General features: G+C 53.9%; 22 protein-coding genes and 1 tRNA gene. 6 read left to right on the top strand and 17 right to left on the bottom strand.

Annotated elements, in window-relative coordinates:
• From PHC90_12060 to queA, 16 genes are all read right to left on the bottom strand, one after another.
• Positions 1–568: MEDS domain-containing protein (locus PHC90_12060; protein ID MDD3847078.1), on the bottom strand; the 568-nt coding region annotated here is incomplete at its 3' end.
• A gap of 202 nt (positions 569–770) precedes the next feature.
• Positions 771–1,175, bottom strand: a complete 405-nt coding sequence (locus PHC90_12065; protein MDD3847079.1) for a hypothetical protein — start codon at positions 1,173–1,175, stop codon at positions 771–773.
• Positions 1,176–1,649: 474 nt separating this feature from the next.
• Positions 1,650–1,731, bottom strand: a tRNA-Leu gene (locus PHC90_12070).
• Between the two features lie 8 nt (positions 1,732–1,739).
• Positions 1,740–2,036, bottom strand: a complete 297-nt coding sequence (secG, locus tag PHC90_12075; protein ID MDD3847080.1) for a preprotein translocase subunit SecG — start codon at positions 2,034–2,036, stop codon at positions 1,740–1,742.
• On the bottom strand, positions 2,033–2,794 hold the full coding sequence (tpiA, locus tag PHC90_12080; protein MDD3847081.1) for a triose-phosphate isomerase: 762 nt from the start codon (positions 2,792–2,794) through the stop codon (positions 2,033–2,035). The genes secG and tpiA overlap by 4 nt, the downstream gene beginning before the upstream one ends.
• Positions 2,795–2,796: 2 nt before the next feature.
• A complete protein-coding gene (locus PHC90_12085) occupies positions 2,797–3,984 on the bottom strand; it encodes a phosphoglycerate kinase (protein MDD3847082.1) in 1,188 nt (395 codons plus the stop codon).
• Positions 3,985–4,007: 23 nt separating this feature from the next.
• Complete coding sequence (gap, locus tag PHC90_12090; GenBank protein ID MDD3847083.1) at positions 4,008–5,006, bottom strand: type I glyceraldehyde-3-phosphate dehydrogenase; 999 nt, start codon at positions 5,004–5,006, stop codon at positions 4,008–4,010.
• 217 nt (positions 5,007–5,223) lie between these two features.
• On the bottom strand, positions 5,224–5,793 hold the full coding sequence (locus tag PHC90_12095; protein ID MDD3847084.1) for a CDP-alcohol phosphatidyltransferase family protein: 570 nt from the start codon (positions 5,791–5,793) through the stop codon (positions 5,224–5,226).
• Complete coding sequence (gene dnaB / locus PHC90_12100; protein ID MDD3847085.1) at positions 5,780–7,168, bottom strand: replicative DNA helicase; 1,389 nt, start codon at positions 7,166–7,168, stop codon at positions 5,780–5,782. Before dnaB ends, PHC90_12095 begins: the two co-directional genes overlap by 14 nt.
• On the bottom strand, positions 7,169–7,621 hold the full coding sequence (gene rplI / locus PHC90_12105; GenBank protein ID MDD3847086.1) for a 50S ribosomal protein L9: 453 nt from the start codon (positions 7,619–7,621) through the stop codon (positions 7,169–7,171).
• A 12-nt stretch (positions 7,622–7,633) separates the two neighbouring features.
• A complete protein-coding gene (gene rpsR, locus PHC90_12110; GenBank protein ID MDD3847087.1) occupies positions 7,634–7,888 on the bottom strand; it encodes a 30S ribosomal protein S18 in 255 nt (84 codons plus the stop codon).
• Positions 7,889–7,900: 12 nt separating this feature from the next.
• Positions 7,901–8,170, bottom strand: coding sequence for a hypothetical protein (locus PHC90_12115; GenBank protein ID MDD3847088.1), 270 nt, complete (start codon positions 8,168–8,170; stop codon positions 7,901–7,903).
• The gene (gene rpsF, locus PHC90_12120) at positions 8,170–8,520 is read right to left on the bottom strand and encodes a 30S ribosomal protein S6 (GenBank protein MDD3847089.1); all 351 of its coding nucleotides are present in this window, start codon (positions 8,518–8,520) and stop codon (positions 8,170–8,172) included. The genes PHC90_12115 and rpsF overlap by 1 nt, the downstream gene beginning before the upstream one ends.
• Before the next feature lie 18 nt (positions 8,521–8,538).
• Complete coding sequence (gene yajC / locus PHC90_12125) at positions 8,539–8,856, bottom strand: preprotein translocase subunit YajC (protein MDD3847090.1); 318 nt, start codon at positions 8,854–8,856, stop codon at positions 8,539–8,541.
• Positions 8,828–9,964, bottom strand: coding sequence for a tRNA guanosine(34) transglycosylase Tgt (tgt, locus tag PHC90_12130; protein ID MDD3847091.1), 1,137 nt, complete (start codon positions 9,962–9,964; stop codon positions 8,828–8,830). Before tgt ends, yajC begins: the two co-directional genes overlap by 29 nt.
• A complete protein-coding gene (queA, locus tag PHC90_12135; protein ID MDD3847092.1) occupies positions 9,961–10,980 on the bottom strand; it encodes a tRNA preQ1(34) S-adenosylmethionine ribosyltransferase-isomerase QueA in 1,020 nt (339 codons plus the stop codon). The genes tgt and queA overlap by 4 nt, the downstream gene beginning before the upstream one ends.
• Positions 10,981–11,230: 250 nt before the next feature.
• Between queA and PHC90_12140 the strand changes: the two genes are divergently transcribed.
• Positions 11,231–12,064: a cytidylate kinase-like family protein gene (locus PHC90_12140; protein MDD3847093.1), complete on the top strand. Its 834-nt coding sequence runs from the start codon at positions 11,231–11,233 to the stop codon at positions 12,062–12,064.
• 24 nt (positions 12,065–12,088) lie between these two features.
• Here the strand turns inward: PHC90_12140 and PHC90_12145 are convergent, their stop codons facing one another.
• Positions 12,089–12,664 carry a flavin reductase family protein gene (locus PHC90_12145; GenBank protein MDD3847094.1) on the bottom strand — a complete coding sequence of 192 codons (576 nt, stop codon included), beginning with the start codon at positions 12,662–12,664 and terminating at the stop codon, positions 12,089–12,091.
• A gap of 124 nt (positions 12,665–12,788) precedes the next feature.
• Between PHC90_12145 and PHC90_12150 the strand changes: the two genes are divergently transcribed.
• The 5 genes from PHC90_12150 to PHC90_12170 form a co-directional block, all read left to right on the top strand.
• Positions 12,789–13,139 (top strand): hypothetical protein, encoded by a 351-nt coding sequence (locus tag PHC90_12150; protein ID MDD3847095.1) that lies wholly within the window; start codon positions 12,789–12,791, stop codon positions 13,137–13,139.
• Positions 13,112–14,044, top strand: a complete 933-nt coding sequence (locus PHC90_12155) for a ParB N-terminal domain-containing protein (protein ID MDD3847096.1) — start codon at positions 13,112–13,114, stop codon at positions 14,042–14,044. The genes PHC90_12150 and PHC90_12155 overlap by 28 nt, the downstream gene beginning before the upstream one ends.
• The gene (locus tag PHC90_12160) at positions 14,016–14,963 is read left to right on the top strand and encodes a radical SAM protein (GenBank protein MDD3847097.1); all 948 of its coding nucleotides are present in this window, start codon (positions 14,016–14,018) and stop codon (positions 14,961–14,963) included. The genes PHC90_12155 and PHC90_12160 overlap by 29 nt, the downstream gene beginning before the upstream one ends.
• Positions 14,960–15,745, top strand: a complete 786-nt coding sequence (locus PHC90_12165) for an SDR family NAD(P)-dependent oxidoreductase (protein ID MDD3847098.1) — start codon at positions 14,960–14,962, stop codon at positions 15,743–15,745. Before PHC90_12160 ends, PHC90_12165 begins: the two co-directional genes overlap by 4 nt.
• A gap of 4 nt (positions 15,746–15,749) precedes the next feature.
• The coding region (locus PHC90_12170; GenBank protein MDD3847099.1) for a DUF4013 domain-containing protein at positions 15,750–16,377 on the top strand (628 nt) is incomplete at its 3' end.

Here is a 16,377-nt window from a genome sequence, read left to right on the forward strand (position 1 = left end):
AGATCACCGCATCGCGAAAGAGAAAATTTTCGTAGACGTCATCGCCGATGATGAGCGTGGGATAGGTCTCGAGAACGCGGAACAGGGCCTCGTGTGAGAGCTGGTCGAGGCCATACATGAAGACCATGAGGCATTTCCCGCTGACAAGGGCCTCGAGGCGATCGATGGCGGCAGGAGCGCAAAAACCTCCCCTTCCCATCGCATTTAAGCGCATGGTATCGTCAATGGCTATCCTGAGGGAGGAATATACCGGCGCCAGCGCGCCTTCAGAGGGCAACAGACCGGTATCGACCAGGGCCATAGCCCTCACCATCGTTTCACAAAAATCCTCTTCACTTTTCTCTATCTGGAGCTGACCGGCCATCACGACAGCATCGACATCGATCCCGCTTACTTCCAGGGAACGGGCAAGATCGTCCGCACTGTGATCAGCCGCGAAAAAGATGATCTTTTCCTCCTTGTCCAGCCCCTGGCGGATAAAGGAGAGCGCGAAGGCGTTCGCCTCCGATTCATTCTCGTAGAGAAAACAGTGGTAGTCTCCTGGTCTTAGCGATCTGAGTCTCGGCACCAACTCACCTGCTGCGATGAAATATTGTGTTAACCTATCCTTACCCCAACAATCTTTTTATCATATCACATCCGCTTTTTCTTCAACAAATTGAATGACTTCAGAAAGGAGGCTTTATTCGCGGTCAGATTGGGTCGGTAATTGAACTGAAATGGTCCTGGTTAATCAGTGCGAGTCCTAAAACAATTCAAGCCTCGGGGGCTTACCGGAGCATCCAGTGGATAGAGGCGCCGCATACGATGAGAAAGGCAACGGCAACGGTGAGTATCGTCTGCCATTCCCACTCACCCATCTTCACGACCTCGCGCCAGTTGCAGTGTGTGCAATAAAAGACCTTGCGGCCTGCAAACTTCAACAGCCATTCCACGGGATGAAGCCGGTAGCTCCGTTTCACCTCAGAGCCGCATTCCGGACATGACAGCGATGTAAGGGCGCATCTGAGATAAAGAGGCCCCATATCGGAAACCGTTCTGTGGGCATTGAATTGGATGAGATCCTGAAGATGGGTATGATCGGCAAAAAAATCAAGGTCCTTGAGTCCTTTGCTGCGTTCCTCCACGGAGACGTGAAGGTCACCCTTCGTCTTCGACACCGCACGCTGTTCCATGAACACCCCCCCGATTTTAGGCTTCCCACAGATAGAATGCATTCATGCGTGACGTGACTGCCGCTTCCGGTTGAGACTTTATACAATGCCGAAAGCGGGATGCAAACCCCCTATCCAACATTGTTATTTGTGGGATTTTAGCACGAAAGGAAACGAAAGGGAAACGAAAAAATCAAAACCATATTGATAAATGTGTTTCTTATCTGCCGCTTGTGAACTTCCTTTGACCCCTGTTTCCCGCTGAATTGTTTTCGGAAAGTGCCTCCAATGACCTGACCCCAATAAACCGGTCCGGATGTAAAGTTCTTCGGGAGCACGTTCTTCAGAGAAAAAGGATTTAAACTTGAGCAGAATTAATGGGGGAATATCATCAATATGAGAGGAAACGTTGTGGCCCTAAAAGAATAACGAAAAGAAAAGGGATATTGAGGGTACGGGAAACATTAACTAGCTGAACCTATTAAAGATATATAATGCCGAAGGCGGGATTTGAACCCGCACGAGTCTCCCCGCCACCCCCTCAAGATGGTGTGTCTGCCACTTCCACCACTTCGGCATTTTTACTCATTTCGTCCCCTGCGCGGGAGCATTTTGCTGTGTCTGCGCCGGAATACTTCTTACGGTGCTTCCCTTATGGCTATAACTGTAAGCAAGCACCAGACTTGTCAACATAAAAACAACCGCCGCTATCGTTGTCAGTTTCGTCATAAAACCCGAAGACCCGGAACTGCCGAAAAGTGTCTGACTGGACCCGCCGCCGAAGGCGGCCCCCATGTCCGATCCCCTTCCCGTCTGCAACAACACGATGAGTATCAAAGCGATCGCTATTAGTACATGTATGATGGCCACTGCAATTGTCATATGTTCTTCTCCAATGCGCGGCTTATTATACCAAGAAAGTTTGCGGATTTCAAGGATGCACCGCCAACAAGTGCACCATTTATGTTTTTCATCGCAATCAGTTCCCCGAAATTCTCCGCCGTTACAGAGCCGCCATAGAGAATTCGCACATTGGAAAAGGCATCCCGGTAGAGATCGGCCAGAATATTCCTAATGAACTCATGGACTTCCTCCGCCTGGCCTGAAGTGGCGGTCTTCCCCGTGCCTATCGCCCAGACGGGTTCATAGGCGATGGTGATGTCCCCGACATCGGATATGCCTGCCAGGGCCTTCTTCACCTGGATGCCCACTACGAACTCCGTAATGCCCGCCTCGCGTTCCTCATCGGTCTCGCCGACACAGATAATTGGCTTCAATCCCGTTGCCAGGCACTTCTTCGCCTTGAGATTTACACCCTCGTCGGTCTCATGAAAATACTTCCTTCGCTCCGAATGGCCAATGATAGCGTAGGCGCAGCCGGCATCTTTCAGCATATCCGGAGATATCTCTCCGGTATAGGCGCCTTTGTCCTCGAAAAACATATTCTGGGAGGCCAGAGAAATGCCGGAGCCGCCGATGACATCATGCACGCTCTTGAGAGCCGTGAAGGACGGAGCGAGAACGACTTCACCGCGTCCTTTAATATCGGGCAGACCGGCTACTATCTCTTTTGCGAGAGCCACCGCCTCTCCCGTAGTATTGTTCATCTTCCAGTTGCCTGCTACCATCCACGTTGCCATTTCTATCCTCCGCAGGTTTCAAGGGCCTCCACGGCCGGCATCGTCTTGCCTTCTAGCAGTTCGAGAAATGCCCCGCCGCCCGTGGATATGTACGATATCCTGTCGCTGACCCCGGCCTTGTGGACGGCCGAATCGGTATCGCCGCCGCCGATGATGGAGAGGGCTCCTGACCCGGCGACATCCTTTGCCAGCCCGAAGGTCCCTTTGCTGAAGGCCTCGAGTTCGAACATGCCCATGGGGCCGTTCCAGACTATCGTCTTGGCCTCTTTCACGGCATTTCCGAAAAGCCTGGCGGTGTCGGGTCCGATATCGAGCCCAAGGGCATCCTTCGGTATCTTCTCCACTGCGACAACGTTCACCGTCGCATCAGCTTCGGCCTTATCGGCAATGACGCAGTCGACGGGGAGAAGTATCCTTACATTCTTCGACTTTGCCTTGTCCATGATGCTCTTCGCCTTATCGAGCATGTCATTTTCACAGATGGACCTGCCGATCTCCATTCCCATCGCCTTAAGAAAGGTGAAAGCCATCCCGCCGCCTATTATGAGCATGTTGACGGTATCCACAAGGTTCTCGAGGACACCGATCTTGTCGGAAACCTTCGCCCCTCCGATGATGGCCGCAAGCGGCCTCGCCGGGTCCTTCATGGCCTTGTTGAAATAATCGATCTCATCCTTGAGGAGGAAACCTGCCGCGCATGTCTTGACGGCCTGTGTTATGGCCGAGTTGGAGGCGGCCTTCCTGTGGGCTACGGCGAAGGCGTCGTCGATATAAACGTCGCACAGTTTTGCGAGTTCAGCGGCAAACTGCGGATCGTTCTTCTCGTCACCGATGTGAAAGCGCAGATTTTCGAGAAGGATAACGTCGCCCGGTTTCATTGAGGCCACCGCGGCGGCGGCCTTCTCGCCTATGCAGTCCTCCACGAAGGGCACATCTTTCCCGAGGAGCCCCGAAAGCCTGGCGGCGCAAGGCCTCAATGTCAATTTGTCCACCCTCTGACCCTTTGGCCTGCCCATATGGGACATAAGGATCAGTTTTGCGCCCTTCTCCATGCAGTACCTGATGGTGCGAAGGTGTGCCCTGATCCTCGTTGTATCGGTGATGTTGCCGCCTGCGTCGACGGGTACGTTGAAATCAACGCGCATGAGTACTCTTTTTCCAGCGATGTCTACCTGTTCAACAGAATTCATATGTTACCCCTTCCTGTTTCCTTTTATTTCATGACGAACGACAATAGATCGAACATGCGGTTCGAGAAACCCCACTCATTGTCGTACCAGGAAAGCACCTTGATCATGTTCCCGCCTATGACGGTTGTATTTTCCATATCAACGATGGACGAATGGCTATTGCCATTAAAATCGCGGGAGACAAGAGGCAAATCCGAACAGGCCAGGATCCCTTTCATGGGTCCGTCCGCATATTCTCTGAATTTTTTGTTTATATCTTCCTTTGAGACCTTGGTTGAAAGCGTGGCAACGAAATCGACGAGAGAGACATTCGGAGTGGGAACCCTGATAGCCAGGCCGTCGAGTTTCCCTTTCACCTCGGGAATGACCTCGGATATGGCCTTCGCTGCCCCTGTCGTCGTGGGGATCATCGAGAGGGCCGCGGCACGCGCCCTTCGGAGGTCCTTGTGGGGTTCGTCGAGAACGACCTGGTCGTTCGTGAAGGAATGGATGGTCGTCATCAACCCGTACTCGACGCCAAACTCCTTCTGAAGGATCTTCACGATGGGTGCCAGACAGTTGGTCGTGCAGGACCCCATAGAGATGACGTGATGCTTCGTCTTGTCGTAGACCTCTTCGTTCACCCCAAGGACAAAAGTGACATCGGGGCCCTTTGCCGGAGCCGATATGATGACCTTCCTGGCCCCTGCCTTGAGATGTCTTTCCGCGCCCGCACGGTCGGTGAATTTCCCTGTGCTTTCAAGGACGACGTCGACGCCCAGGTCCTTCCACGGGAGGGATTCGGGCTCCTTCATGGCATACGCCTTGATCTCCTTCCCATCGACCACGATGGCATCTTCCTTGCTTGTTACGTCACAGTTCATAATGCCGTGGACAGAGTCATATTTCAGGAGATGGGCAAGCGTTCTGGGATCCGCAAGATCATTGACGGCAACGAACTCAACATCTTTTCGATTGAAACCAGCCCTGAGGACCAGTCTGCCAATCCTTCCAAAACCGTTGATTCCGACCTTCACGGGCATATTGACCTCCCCCTATTTTTTTACAATACTAATCGAAACAGTATGTTATGTCAACCTCTTATTGACATAGAGGCGCGAGAACAAAGGGCACAGAACGTTACAGGTTTCAGGGAAAAACAGGGGCTTTCCAACTTCTTTGCCCAACACCAGGAAGTATATACAACGACCGTTCACCGCTTCAACTCTTTCTGTTTTCAATGCGAAACTTGGAACAGTCTTACTGGGGTACCGCTTTCTTGGTGAAGGCGTCCCATCCACCCATGACATAATGGACGCCTGAGACAACGGTGGCAGCCGCCGTGACAAGGAAGAGGACCATGTCATAGGACCGCAGGCCCATCATGTCCGCCGACCAGAGCACGAAGAGGATGGTGATGATCTGGCAGGCCGTCGTTATCTTGCCGAAGATGGTCGGCCGCGGCTTGACGTTGCTGGCACAGCGGTAGAGAACAAGATAGCCGACGGCGATGACGACATCCCTGCCGAGGACAAGGAGCGTGAGCCAACCGGGGATGAGATGGGCGATGTAGAGCATGACGAAAGCCGCCACAAGCATGGTCTTGTCAGCAATGGGGTCGAGATAGGCCCCGAGCTCGGTCTTCGACTTCATTGCCCGCGCGATGAACCCATCGAGAAGATCGCTGATACCCTGTATGAGAAAGAGATAGAGGGCAAGGCGCATCCTTCCCTGGTAGACCGCATATATAAAATAAAAGGTGACAAAAAAACGGAATATGGAGAGGATATTGGGGAGGTTCATGGAACGCGTGTTGTTAACCCTCATCATCCTGGTAGTAGCCGTTCCTGAACGTGGCATACTTGTCGATGAAGCTCAGCTTTACGGTATCAGTGGGACCGTTCCGCTGTTTTCCAATGATCACCTCGGCAACCCCCTTATTGTCGTCCCTATCCTTATTATAGACTTCATCGCGGTAGATGAAGAGGATGACATCGGCATCCTGCTCGATGGCCCCCGATTCCCTTAAGTCGGCAAGACGGGGCCGCTTGTTCTCTTTCTCGCGTGTCTCCGGTGCCCTGTTGAGCTGCGAAATGGCGATAATGGGGATATTGATCTCTTTCGCCAGCGCCTTGAGGGACCGGGATATCTCAGATATCTCCTGCTCTCGGCGGTCCCCGCCCGAGCGTCCCCGCATAAGCTGAAGATAATCAACCACGAGAAGGCCCACGTCGTGCTCCTTCTTGAGGCGCCTGGCCCGTGCTCTCAGTTCCAGAACGGAAAGGGCCGGCGAGTCATCAATGAACATATGGGCTTCACTGAGCTTTCCGGCGGCCCTGACAAGCTTCGGCCATTCATCGCGCGAAAATGTCCCTGTACGGAGTTTTGAATGCTCTATGTCGGATTCCGAGCTCAGAAGTCTCGTGACGAGCTGCTCCTTCGACATTTCCATGGAAAAGATGCCCACGGGCACCGGGTTCTCGTTCAGCATGGAGACATACTGGGCGATGTTCATGGAAAAGGAGGTCTTTCCCATGCTTGGCCTTCCCGCGACAATGATGAGGTCCGATGGCTGCAGGCCGCTTGTCAGCTTGTCGAGGTCGATAAAACCCGTTGGGACCCCCGTGACGGTCTGCTTCTTCTCATAGAGCCGCTCGATGGTCTTTATATTGTCCATCACGAAATCTTTGACAGGCAAATAGGTGGGCTTGAGCTTGTTCTCCGCGACCTGGAATATGAGCTTCTCGGCGTCGTCGATATATGTATCGATGTCGGTCTCGGCATTGAAACCTTTCTCGATGATCTCTGTGGCTACGTTGATGATCGCCCTGACGAGGGACTTTTCCTTTATGATCTTCGCGTAATAGGCGACATTGGCCGCGGAAGGCATGACGTCCACAAGGGTGTTCAGGTATGTGACACCGCCTATGGCTTCCAGCATACCCCTGTCCTTTGCAAGGCTGCTCACCGTGATAAGATCGATGGCGTCGTTCTTCTCGTAAAGATGGAGCATGAGACCAAAGATCTTCCCGTGGGCGTCGCGATAGAAATCGGGCGCGCCGACGACGTCGACCACCTTGTTCATGGATTCCGGATCGATGAGAAGGCCGCCGAGCAACGACTGCTCGACCTCGATGTTCTGAGGAGGAACCCTCATTCTTGCAGGGTCCTTCACGTCCTTGAGGTTTTTTAAGACCCGGGCCATCTAAGCCTCTTCTTTTTCCACCTCGATCTTCACTTCGGCGTTTACATCCTGCTGAAGGTGGATCACAACTACATGCGAACCGGTCATTTTGATAGCCTCTTCAAGGCGGACCAGTTTCCTGTCGATCTCAACGCCCGTGAGGCTCTTGATCGCCTCGACTATGTCCTTGTGGGTAACGGAACCGAAAAGCCTTCCGTCGTCACCGGCCTTCTTCTTTATCGTAAGACTCATTTCCTCGAGTTTTGCCTTCAGTTCTCCGGCGGTCTGCATCTCCCGCGCCTTCTTGTTCGAGACACTGCGGACAATGCTCTCGAAGCGCGCTACGTTGCCTTCCGACGCAGGTACAGCCAGTCCCCGGGGAACGAGAAAGTTCCGCCCGTAACCGTCCTTGACGGTAACGGTCTCGCCTTTCTTCCCCGTACCCTGGACATCTTCAATAAGTATGAGTTTCATCGATTGCCTCCGCTATCTCAGTAATGTCGTAAAGGGCAAAAAGGCGATGTGCCGGGCCATCTTGATGGCTTCCTTCAGTTTGCGCTGATGGTTGGCACAGGTCCCCGTCATTCTCCGGGGCATAATCTTTCCGCGCTCCGTGATGAATGACTTGAGAAGTCTGGGATCCTTATAGTCAATGGCTATGTTGGAATCCTGGCAGAACTTGCATACCCTTCTTCTCACATAGACCCTTTTCTTCGGTGAATCCGACCGTGTTGTCCTCATTGGTCTGGGCATCTATTCCTCCATCCAGAAAATTTTATGTGCTTTCAGCTTTACCATGTCCCGCGACCGCAGTTTCTTCCGTATCAGCATCCCGGACACCATCACACTGCGGCCTGCCGCTGCGTCGGGATAAGGCATCGAGGGATCCCCCGGGCATTCCACGTCAATCAGGAAATCACCCTCACCCACACGCAGCGGGAAAAGCATGAACTTGTCCCCTTTCGGGGTATAGACTATCTGGGGCATGGCCTCGACCTTCCCCGTCATAAAGACCCTGTTCATCAAGACTCGCCTTCAAGCTCGTCAAAAATAACGGAATCGGGCGGTTTCTTCGGTCCTTCGTTCTTGTCGTCGACAACAACGAACATGTGCCTGAGCACGGGATCCAGCGTCCTGTAGAACTTGGCCATCGTCGCGACGCTGCCTTCATTCATATCCAGCAGGAAAAAGAAGTAATGGCCCTTGTCTTTCTTCTTTATAGGGTAGGCAAGCCTTCTCACCGCCCAGTCATCAAGTCTGACAATCGCCGCGCCTACCTTCTCGAGGTTCCCGTGGATCCTCTTCATGAGCTCGTCTTCCTCTTCTTTCGCGAGGTCAGGGCTGAGCACAACGATATTCTCATATCTTCCCACGTTTACATCTCCTTTCTATTATGTCTTCTGATACTGAACCACAGTCCCCTTGTCGATCTTAACACGCACTTTCTCGGCGATCTCAATGGTCACACTGTCGTCAGAAATACCTGTTATTGTACCATATAAACCACCTGATGTGACAACTTTATCTCCCTTCTTCAGGTTCTCCAGAAATTCCTTGTGCTGTTTTGCCCTTTTCTGCTGAGGACGGATGAGAATAAAGTAGAAAATACCGAAAACGGCCGCGATAAAGATGAGCGACATATACGAACTGCCCCCCTGTCCGGCCCCGCCGGCAGGATTACTACCCATTGCATACGCTACACCTATCATCAGATTCACCTCCTTCGTAACGTCTTTTGAAATCATTATAGAAACGGTCAAATGTACCGGTACTGACAGCAGTGCGGATCTTTTTCATAAGCTCCATGTAAAAATACACGTTGTGTATGGTATTCAGGTAAAAGCTCGTAAGTTCATGGGAAACCAGAAGGTGCCTGAGATAGGCCCTTGAAAAGGTCCTGCAGGTATAACACGAACAGCCGTCCTGGATAGGGCCTTCGTCTTCGGTGAAGCGGGCGTTCTTGATGTTTATCCTCCCGTCCCAGGTGAAGAGGCCGCCGTTGCGGGCGAAACGCGTGGGGATGATGCAGTCGAACATGTCGATGCCCCTTCTCACGCCTTCCAGGAGGTCTTCCGGCAGGCCTATGCCCATCATGTAGCGCGGCTTGCCGGCAGGCATGAGACCGGCTACGGTGTCCACCATGTCCCACATGAGGCTCTTCGGTTCGCCGACGCTCAGGCCCCCGATGGCGAAACCGTCAAAATCGAGGGAAAGGATGTCCTCGGCGGAACGCAGCCTGAGTTCAGGATAAAAGCCGCCCTGGATGATCCCGAAAAGCTTCTGGGGACCGCCCGAACGTGCGGCGAGACACCTCTTTGCCCAGCGCGTCGTCAATTCAACGGATTCACGGGTATATTCGAGGGTGGACGGGTAGGAAACGCACTCGTCGAGGCACATGGCGATATCGGCGCCGATATTCTCCTGGACCTTAACGATCTTTTCAGGTGTCAGGAAATGGCGCGACCCGTCGATATGTGACTGGAAGAGGACACCGTCATCCTTGATCTCCCTTAAGACACCGAGGCTGAATATCTGGTACCCCCCGCTGTCGGTAAGTATGGCGCCATCCCATCCCGAAAAATCATGGAGGCCGCCCATCCTTCTGATGAGTTCGTCCCCGGGACGCAGGTAGAGGTGATAGGCGTTGGAAAGGATCATCGTGACGCCCAGTTCCTTGAGCTGTCTGTGGGTCATGGCCTTGACGACACCCTGGGTTCCCACGGGCATGAAAACAGGGGTCTCTATGGTCCCGTGACCTGTAATGAGCCTTCCCGAGCGTGCCGCCCCGTCTATATGGTCTATCTCTATCGTCTTCATGATATGAACATCGCGTCCCCGTAGCTGTAAAACCGGTATCCCCCGTCTATCGCCTCGGCATAGGCCTTCTTGAGAGCCTCGGCGCCCATGAAGGCGGCGACCAGCACGAGAGGCGTCGACCGGGGAAGGTGAAAATTGGTGATGAGCGCATCGACACAGTGAAAACGGTAGCCGGGGTAGATGAAAAGCCCCGTTTCGCCTGCCAGCACTCCATTGCCGTCATTTCCGAACACCGTCTCGAGGGTCCTCACGGAACTCGTGCCGCAGGCGACCACGCGGCGTCCTGCCTGCCGGGCGGCCCTTATGCGCACCTTCGACGTCTCGTCGAGATCGTAACGCTCTGCGTGCATGCGGTGATCTTCCAGCAGCCCCGGACGGATCAGTGAAAAGGTCCCGATGCCTATATGAAGGGTGATCTTCACGATCTCCACGCCGCGCATTGCGATGCGCTCGAGCAGTTCCGCGGAGAAGTGAAAACCCGCCGTCGGTGCCGCTATGGAACCGGTCTTCCGGGCGTAAACAGTCTGATAACGGTCAAAATCGGAAGCGCCATCTTCGCCGTTGCGCTTGATATAGGGCGGCAGAGGCATCCTGCCGACGCTCCCTATGACCTCGTCGCCTTCCTCGCGGGATGCAAAGGATATGGTCCAGGAGCCATTACTGCGTGCCAGCAGGGCATCGTGGCCCCCCACGGCGACAGGAAGCGCGTCCGTGGTCTTGCTTATCCCCCGGGCAAGACATTCCCAGGTGCCGTCGCCGATGGACCTGACGAGGAGGATATCAAGGTGACCGCCCGTCTTTTTCCGCGCCCTCAACCGGGCCGGGAACACCTTGCTGTCATTGATGACAAGGACGTCGCCTTCCCGCAGATACCCGGCAATATCGGAGAACCGGCGGTGTTCCATCGTCCCCTTTGCCCTGTCGCAGGCGAGAAGACGGGACGCCTCCCGCTCTCCCGACGGATGCTGGGCGATCATTTCCCTGGGCAGATCATAATCAAATTCTTCGACTCTCATAATGCCGTCAATACCTTAAGATTGTAATACAGGTCGTGTCAGGCCTTTCGTTGCCGCCACCCGGGCTGGTCAATGTACAAATATCCCTTAAGCCGCCCGGCCCTTTTCAAATAAGGTAATTTTATAACAGATTATCCCCATATTCGCAAATCAATTGATAAGTTACACGTGCCCTTCCCGCGCTGGACAGAACCGGAGAGATTCTGCTTGTATAAAGGCATCCTTATATTTTAAAATTCTTCCGGACACGATGGGGATCATAACGATATCAAGAACTCACGGCTCCGGCGGGACAACGTTAGCGCGGGAACTCGCAAAACATCTCGGCTATTCTTATATCGACAGGACCTTCATAAACAACGAATGTACTGAAAGCGACAGGCACGTCCGCTCTTTCGGCATCAACGACGAGACGGCGCCGGGGCTTCACGGCGCAGCGCAGAAGTTCATGACGGACGCACATTTCTACAAGGTTTCCTTCATGGCCGGCATCCTGGACCACTCCCTGCAGGACAACGCCGTGCTGGCGGGCATGGGCGCGGGCATCATTCTTGCGGGCATCGGGAACACGATAAATCTTCGTGTCGTTCGCCTCATGGAGGAGCGGGTCAGGGCCATCGCCCAGGTGAAGGGCATCCCCTATGACGATGCCTTCGATCTTGTCGAAAAGATGGACGAAGGCAAGGGAGAGTTCGTCGCCCGTTACTTTGGCGCCGACGCCGGGGATCCCTGCATCTACCATGCGGTGGTCAACTCGAGCCATATCTCCCTGGAAGAGGCCGTCGTGATACTGGCGACCTATGCGTCAAGGATCTTCACTCCCACCCACACGAAAGAGACGGAGACGGTCCTCAAGAACCGCCTTCTCGAAAAACGCGCCGAGATCCTGCTCTTCCATCTGGGCATGGGGCACTGCTTCGGCAGGGTGGCATTCCAGGCGGACGCCGACGGTTCACTTTCTGTTACAGGGGTTGTCCGGAATGAAGCCGAGAAAGACCGTCTCTTGCAGGCACTGAACAACAACGCGGAGATCAGGGAAATAAACGACGCTCTGGAAACAGGTGTTTTCGAACCCGTCGTCTGACCGGGGTGATCACGACGGCAATTCTCATTTATCGCGAAGCTTTTTCCCCATGGCAAAAACATTCCCCAGCTTTTCGCCAAACCCGTAATAATTGCGTATCTCGGGCACCATTACGACGGGCCTTATCCTGGCGACGTCCGGCAAGGCCCTGTCGTCCAGCATGTCTTCATCCATTTTCACGTCCATGATCTCGCCTATGAACTGCGTATGGAGCCCCAGCTCGACCACCTCGCGGAGACTGCATTCCAGAAAAAAGGGGAATTCCTTTATGTAGGGGGCGTCGACTATCTCGCTTCTTGCCGCCGTGAGACCCGTGGCGGCAAACTTGTCCACGTTCCTGCCTGAAACTATACCGAAATAATCGGCCTCGACGAGATATCTTTCGGGAGTCACATGAACGGTGAAAGCCCGGCGGTCAAGGATGCTCTGATAGCTGTAGGTCGCCTTCCTCAATGCAATATCCACGCAGGGCGGATTGGAACAGCAGGTACCCCCCCATGCCACCGTCGCGACATTGGGGTGGCCTTCCTTATCATATGTGCCGATAACGAGAACCGGCGCCGGCAAAAGCACGGTCCGCGCACCGAGGGATCTTTTCATTCTCCAGCCTCCTCGAGGGCCCGAAAAAACATGGGCCTCCTCTCAACGGATTTTAGTATACCCCATCATTGACAGCCTTGAAATACTTTTATACAATGGATGGCATCCAAAAAAGGAAGGTGGCATGCCCTACAGAAGAACGTCCCAATGGATCGTGGTTGTCGTATCGACATTGATCACCCTCTTCTGTATCTATATCCTCCTTATAAGCACGCGAAGCGGGGATACGAAGAGCGTTTGGGTCTTCGCCGCCTTCGGCTTTCTCTTCGCCATACCTCTTTTCGCCACGGTCTTTCACTTTTTCGCCGACAGGAACGCGACTCTCGCGAGGATACACAAGGAACACATCTCTCTCGGACAAGAGCACAAGACGACCTTCATACCCCACTGGTTCGTCATGACGGGGGTGGTCCTCATCGGGCTCATCATCCTCTACACGATAATCAAATGGCTATTCATCTATTTCGCGCGATGACGGACGTTCCTCTTTCCAGGATCGATCTCAAGGACAGGCGGTTCTCTCTGTCATACCCCCGGGAACATGAGAACCTCCGGTGGTCCATCGCCGCCGTCGGGATCGTTCAGCCCGTCGTTCTCCTCGATCGGACGCCCCATATGGTTGTAGCGGGATGGCGTCGCCTGGAATGCGCGCGGGAGCTTCGCCTCAAGGCGGTTCCGGCCCTCATCGTGGAGCTCGATGAAAAGACCGCCCTGCTCCGGGCCATCCATGACAACCTGACAAGGGGCTTCAATATCATTGAAAAGGCGGCCATCCTCGATGCGATGGACCGTTTCGGGTTTTCCCGGGATGAGATCTTCGGGCTCATGGAGCACCTGGGCCTCAATCCGCACGAAAAGGTGCTCTCCACTCTTCTGGCCATTGCCTCCCTCGATGCGCCCTTCAAGGACTTCATTTTCACGAGGGGCCTCTCCTTGAGGAATGTCGATTCTCTCCTCAGGTTCGAGGAAAAAGAAAGGAAAAGGATCCTTAGATCACTGAAGGGTCTCCATCTGACGGAAAGCACGCTCCGGGAGATCCTCGAGATGCTGCAGCTCATAAAGATCCGCAAAGGCGCCCTGACGGGCAGGGATATCCCCCTGCTTCAGAGCGCCGACGCCATGAGGACCAACCTCAAGCGCAAAACCCATCCCATCCTGTCGTCCCTCACGAAGAAATTGAAAGCCATAAGGGATGCCATGGCCCTTCCGCCGGGCACGGACATTAGAGTAGACCCTTTCTTCGAAAAGGAGTATATTGATATCATATTGAAAATAGGCAGCGAAGGGGATGTCGAAACCGCTCTCGGCAGAATTTCGGACCTGGCCGCGGCGGGTCACATCAGGAGAATTCTTGAGCTTACAAAAGGTAGAATTCGTTGAAACGCAGGGAAGCGTGGTCAGAAAATGTCCGGGCACGAAGCACCATATCTGTTGCGGATATCAGACGATCGACCTCGTGGAGGGTTGTGTCCTTTCCTGCTCCTACTGCATACTGAAAGCCTATCTCAGGGACAACGTCATACGTATCTCGCATGACCCCGAAAGCATAATCGCGGAACTCGACGAAATGATAGACCGCGGCGGTGAGCACATCCTTCGCTTTGGAACGGGAGAACTCTCCGACAGCCTGGCCATTGACCGGCGCTACGGACTGAACCGGTCCCTCGTCGACTACTTCGGAAAGAAGAAAAAGGCCATTCTGGAACTGAAGTCCAAGTGGGCCGACTTCAGGCACCTTGTTCCCCACCTCAACCCCTACACGGTCATCTCATTCTCCGTTTCCCCCCAGAGATTCATCGACGCCGAGGAGACAAGGACAAGTCCTGTCCGCAAGCGTCTCAAGGCGGCGAGACTGGCCCAGGACAGGGGTTGTTTCGTCGGCCTTCATTTCGATCCCGTCGTCATCTATGACGGGTTTGAACGCGATTACCGGTATCTCATAGCAGATATCGGAAGGATCCTTGACCCCACCAGGATCCTGTGGATCAGTCTCGGCCTCCTGCGCTTCCCTCCCGCCCTGTACGCGCTTCTCCTGGAGAGGAAGAGGAAGTTTCTCCTCACGGGGGAGTTCATCCGGGGCGAAGACGGTAAATACCGTTATATCAAGACGGAGCGCATCAGGATATTCCGGATGCTCTACCGGCTTCTGAAGGCCATAGACCCCAGCCTCTTTATCTACCTCTGCATGGAGAGGGCCGACGTATGGAAAGAGGCCCTCGGCATTGAAATGAAAGACAGCGAAAGCCTCATCCGGCTTTTCGACGAACGTATTAAGAATGCATACGGAGGAATGCTATGAGATTTGAAAGCAGGGTTGTTTTTATCACTGGCGGAACAAAAGGGCTCGGAAAGGCAATGGCACAGGCCTTCCTTGCGGAGGGGGCGTCGGTCGCGGTCAACAGTCGCAGCAAAGAGGCCGTGGATCGGTTCGCCGAGGAGTTCAAGGGTCAGCAGGTGCTTGCCTTCGATACGGACATTACCGACTATGCGGCCATGGAGGCCATGGCGTCGAAGGTCTACGAGACACTGGGAAAGGTGGACATTCTCATCAACAATGCCGGCATCGTCAATCCCCTGGCGCCTTCGGAAAAGATAAAAAAGGATGATTTCGACAGGGTCATCGACGTCAACCTCAAGGGGACCTTCTACGCGACACAGGTCTTCGGAAAGAGGATGGTGCAGCAGGGTTCCGGACGGATCATCAGCATAGCCTCACAGGTGGCTCTTTTTGGAGAAAAAGGTTTTCTTCCCTACGCCATCGGAAAATCAGGGCTTATGGTTATGACCCGGCAACTGGCATATGAATGGTCGAAATCGGGCGTAACACTCTGTGCTGTCGCCCCCGGCTTCATCAAGGGCGGCATGAACGAGGGGCTGATCAGAAAAGAGGCCTTCGTCAATTACCTTTCAGGCAGGACGCCCATCGGAAGGATGGGCACCGTCGAAGAGCTGGTCTCCACGATACTCTTCCTGGCATCCGACGACTCCCGGTACATCAATGGCGAGACCATCGTGATGGACGGCGGCATGACGGGCTACACCCCGGAAGGTCTTCTTGATTTTATGTCAAAAGGCAAATAAATAGATGGATATTATCCCCTTCATCCGTTTTACCGTAAATTCACGCTACATAGCACGGTGGATAATCGGGGGCCTGGCCCTCTTTGTCCCCGTGCTTAACTTCTTTTCCATCGGCTTTCTCTCCCGCACATCGCGGCTCATCCTGGTGGGGGGGATGGGGATAGCCACATGGCAGGAGAAGTACCTCATCTGGATAGAAGGGGTAAAGCTTCTCTTCGTCTTTATCCTCTACAACGCCATACCGTTCTTCATGTTCTCCAGCGGTTTCTTCCTGACAACGCTCAACACCTTTGCGGCCTTCTTCGGCCATCTCATGATCAAGGCGGCCATCTTCATCATATTCCCCATATGTTCCTTCTTCCTACCCTTTGCCTTCACCATCTTCGCGGAGCGCACCGATTTCCGCGAAGCCCTCGAATTCGAAGAGATCCTCCGGGGCATCAAAGAGGTCCTCGTAGAATACATACTGGGCTATGCGGCCACTATCGGCGCCATCTATGTGGCCCTCCTGTTCATGCACATCCCCTACTTGATCGGTTTCCTCATCTCATCGGTCCTCACCTACTACGCTCTCCTCCTCTCCGCCTTCTTCTTCACCGGCCTCTACCGAAAAACAAGTCTCTGCATGCAGA

This window comes from Syntrophorhabdaceae bacterium (assembly GCA_028698615.1).
Classification (GTDB): domain Bacteria; phylum Desulfobacterota; class Syntrophorhabdia; order Syntrophorhabdales; family Syntrophorhabdaceae; genus Delta-02.